4 protein-coding genes are annotated in these 3878 nt (G+C 76.7%); 2 read left to right on the top strand and 2 right to left on the bottom strand.

Annotated elements, in window-relative coordinates; all coding sequences use genetic code 11:
* The coding region (locus HLB15_RS22845) for a TetR/AcrR family transcriptional regulator (protein WP_171108971.1) at nucleotides 1-606 on the top strand (606 nt) is incomplete at its 5' end.
* Here the strand turns inward: HLB15_RS22845 and HLB15_RS22850 are convergent.
* Together HLB15_RS22850 and HLB15_RS22855 are read right to left on the bottom strand one after the other, a co-directional pair.
* Entirely contained in the window at nucleotides 573-1328 is a 756-nt protein-coding gene (locus HLB15_RS22850; protein ID WP_229785453.1) for a glycosyltransferase family A protein, read from the bottom strand. The genes HLB15_RS22845 and HLB15_RS22850 overlap by 34 nt on opposite strands.
* Nucleotides 1321-1923, bottom strand: a complete 603-nt coding sequence (locus HLB15_RS22855) for a DUF2238 domain-containing protein (protein ID WP_212760261.1) — start codon at nucleotides 1921-1923, stop codon at nucleotides 1321-1323. Before HLB15_RS22855 ends, HLB15_RS22850 begins: the two co-directional genes overlap by 8 nt.
* Nucleotides 1924-2122: 199 nt before the next feature.
* Here HLB15_RS22855 and HLB15_RS23860 point away from each other — a divergent pair, with 199 nt between their 5' ends.
* Nucleotides 2123-3748 (top strand): M15 family metallopeptidase, encoded by a 1626-nt coding sequence (locus HLB15_RS23860; RefSeq protein WP_229785451.1) that lies wholly within the window; start codon nucleotides 2123-2125, stop codon nucleotides 3746-3748.
* Nucleotides 3749-3878 lie beyond the last annotated feature (130 nt).

Raw genomic sequence — 3878 nt, forward strand, 5'->3', positions numbered from 1 at the left:
CGCAGCGACGCCGCCGACACCGCCATCCTGGCCGCGGCCCGCGAGCTGCTCGCGACGGACGGCGTCGCGGGCGCCGGGATGGAGCAGGTCGCGCGCCGGGCGGGCGTCAGCAAGGTGACGGTCTACCGGCGCTGGAGCAGCAAGGAGGCACTGCTCGCGGCGGCCTTCGAGTCGGCCGGCGCGGGGCTGCCCGCCCGGACGCTCGACGGCGGCGGTGACCCGCCGTCGTCGTACGACGGGCTGACGTACTCCGAGATGGCGCGCCTCATCGACGACGCGCTGCCCACGGCCGCCGACGCGCTCGCCGACCCGCAGTACCGTGCGCTGCTCGCCGCCGTGTTCGGCGCCCGGTCCACGCACCCGGGCCTCCTGGCGGTCTTCTGGGAGCACCATGTGCTGCCCCGTCGGCGCACGGCGCTGGTGCTGCTGGAGCGCGCCACGGCCGAGGGGCACCTCCCGGCGGGGACGGACGTCGAGGCCTTGCTCGACATGACGGTCGGTGCACTGGTCTACCGGCTCCTGCAGCCGGGCGAGATCGACCGCGACGAGCTGCTCGCCTACCTGCGGCGGGTCTACCGCCAGGCCGGCCTGATCCCGCCGAGCTGACGCGCCCACCGCTCCCACGGCGGAGCGACCCGCCAGTTCAGGCGCAGCGTCCGCCACGCGCGGTCCAGCCGCCTGCGCCGCTGCCGCCGGCCGCGCAGGCTGCGCGCGGACACCCCGACCCGCCACGTGCGCAGCAGGCGGACCCGGTGGCCCGGGCCGAGCCGGAACGCGAGGTCGAGGTCGTCGTGCACCTCGGGGTCGTCGCGCACCACGTCGCCGCACACCGCCCGCCACACCGGCGCGCGCACCGCCATGCACGACCCCCACAGCGCGGTGTGCCCGAGCGCGAGGTGCGCGAGCACGTAGTAGGCCCCGAGGTAGGCCACCGACAGCACGGCGCGCAGGCCGTGCGGCGCGTCGTGGAACAGGCCGGTCCCGGTCAGGGCGTCGAGGCCGGGCTCGGCCGCCATCTCGCGCACCACGGTCTCGACCCAGTCCGGGCCCGGCCGCGAGTCGGCGTCGAGCCGCGCGATGACGTCGCCGGACGCGGCGTCGTAACCGGTCGCGGCGGCAGCGGGGATGCCGACGCGCGGCTCGGGCACGACGACGGCGCCGAACCGGCGCGCGACGTCGGCGGACCCGTCGGTCGACGCGTTGTCCACGACGACGACCTCGAGGGGCTCGACCGTCTGCCGGGCCAGGAGCGCGAGGCAGTGGGCCAGGGCGGCGGCGTCGTCGCGCACCGGGACGACCACCGACACGGTGACGGGCCGGTCAGTCACGCGCCGGCTCCCGGGTCCTGGCCGCGAGGACCACGCCAGCGGCCGCCGCGCCGAGCGCGCCCGCCGCGAGGTCGCCGACGGTGTCGGCGTACCCCACGGAGATGTCGTCGTCGAGGAACGTGTGCCCGGCCCACTCCCCCAGCTCCCACAGGACGGCGCCCAGCGCACCGACGCCCGCCGTCACCGCGACGTGCCCCGCACGCCCCCACCCGGGCGCCGGCGTCGCGGTGATCACCCGCAGGCGGTGCAGCAGCTCGACGCCGACGGCCGCGACCAGCCCCGTGCACACCGCGTGCACGGCGAGGTCGAGCCAGGACACGGCGTCGTACCAGCCGAGCAGCGCGGCCCAGGCCGCGAGCAGCAGGCTCGCGCCGAAGGTCACGTCCAGCACGGTGGGCAGGCCGAGCGCGCGCGGCACGACGGTGCCGCCCAGGACGAGGAACAGCAGGGCCGCCGCGACGCCGCCGTGCGTCACGGGTCCGACGGCGAGGCTCACCACGGCGACGGCGCGCACGACGTCGCCGGGGACGACCCGGGGGCCGTCGCCCGCCACCGTGCCGCGACCGGCGACGGCGTCTGCCTCGCTGCGGCGCATGGTCCTCCTGGGCAGGCGGGTCACGGGTTCGGACGGGTCCCCCAGTCTGGCACCGGGCCGGGTCACTTGCAGCGAGGCTCGGGCGCACGCCGCCGTCCACCGCTGTGACAGGACACGCGTAGCCTTTCCGTGATACTGCTTTACCGTTCGTTGACTTGTCGACGGCGTAATACCAGCACGTTCTCACGAGAGGCCCTGCGTGTCGGATCTGCCGAAGTCGCTCGTCCCCCGTCTCCCCCGTACCGGCCGGCGCATCCCGGTGCGCACCGCCTGGGCCGGCACCCTCGCCGCCGTCACCGCGGGCAGCCTGCTGCTCGGCACGGTGCCCGGTGCGCCGGGTCGCCCCGCCGAGGCGGCCGGGCCACCACCCGAGCACCGGGCCGGAGCGGGACCGGCCGCCCGGGCCGCCGAGCCCGTCGTGGAGGCAGCGGCCCTCACCGGCGCCGACGCCGGGTTCTCCGGGGTCGCGATGGCGCAGGTGCTCGCCGTCCTGGACCGCGCAGAGCGACTGACGGGCACCGGCGGCACGGAGCACGACGCGGCCGTGGCGCAGGCCGCGCGATCCCTCGACGACCTCGTCGCCGCCTACCTCGGCGTGCGGCGCCAGGCGTACCCGGTCACGCACCCGGCCGCCTACCCCGTACCGGTCACGTTCGGCCGCCTCCTCGCCGCAGCGGTACGCCTGAGCTACCTGCTCGACGCCGCCGAGCGAGCGGCCGCCGTCGACGACCACGTCGCCCGCCTGGAGGCCTCCGCCCCGGCGGACGGGCCCGAGGCCCCGACGGCCCGGACGGACGGCGGAGCGGGCCGCGAGCGCCGCACGGCCGAGGGCCTGCCCGGCCTCGTCACGGCGTACGACAGCACGACCGGCTACGCCAACGGCCGCATCCCGAGCGTCGTGCTGTGCACGCTCGGCTTCGCCCCCGGACAGCTGCTGCGCTGCGACGCCGCCGAGCACCTCGAGGCGCTGAACGCGGCGTTCGAGCGGGAGTTCGGCCGCCCGATCCCGATCACCGACTCCTACCGGTCCTACGCCGAGCAGGTCGCGGTGGCGCACAGCAAGCCGCACCTGGCCGCCGTGCCGGGCACCTCGAACCACGGGTGGGGCCTCGCGGTCGACCTCGGTGCGCCGATCTCCGGCGGGCGCAGCGCCGAGTACCGCTGGTTGCGTGCGCACGCGCCCGAGCACGGCTGGGACAACCCCGCCTGGGCGCGTCCCGGCGGGTCGAAGCCGGAGCCGTGGCACTTCGAGTTCGTCGCGGCCGGGCCCGTGGGCGACCGCGGCGTGTTCGGCCGCGGCGCCGTGGTGGACGACGCGACCGACCGCACCGCGGCCGGTGCGACGTCGACCGGACGAGCGGCGGACGGCGCGGCCCACCCCGACGTGTCGCAGCCCTCGCGGCCGGACGCTCCCGCAGGCGGGACGGGCAAGGACTCCGGCACGGGCACGGGCAAGGGCTCGGACGGCAAGCCGGGCAAGGGCGAGACGAAGCCTGCCCCCGAGCCGACGACGAAGCCGAAGCCCACACCGAAGCCGACCCCGAAGCCCGCGCCGAGCCCGTCGCCGAGCGAGCCCGAGCCCGAGCCGTCCCCGAGCGAGCCGGGGTCGACGCCTGCTCCGACACCCAGCGAACCCGCGCCGAGCGAACCGCCGACGCCTGAGCCGACACCTGAGCCGACGGCGCCCGCCGAGCCCACGCCGGCCGAGCCCACGCCGGCCGAGCCCACGCCGAGCGCCACGCCCAGCGGGCAGTCGCCCACGGCGTCGCCTGCCGCGAGCCCGCCAGCCTCCGCCGCGCCGTCGGCCACAGCCGAGGACGACTAGCCCCAATGCCGGGAAGTTAGGGCGTTGCGTGTGGTGTCAAGACCGTGTTTGTGCTGGTAGCAGCAGCGAAGCTCCTGTAGTTGAGAGCAGTCCGCCAAGACAGCCTTCACCGCAGGAGCTTCGCCGTGTT

Source organism: Promicromonospora citrea (genome assembly GCF_013004695.1).
GTDB classification, from domain to species: Bacteria; Actinomycetota; Actinomycetes; order Actinomycetales; family Cellulomonadaceae; genus Promicromonospora; species Promicromonospora citrea.

Bases quoted from the DNA above. Each gene is read 5' to 3' on its own strand.
- HLB15_RS22855 (WP_212760261.1), bottom strand. From the start codon at position 1,923: ATGCGCCGCAGCGAGGCAGACGCCGTCGCCGGTCGCGGCACGGTGGCG.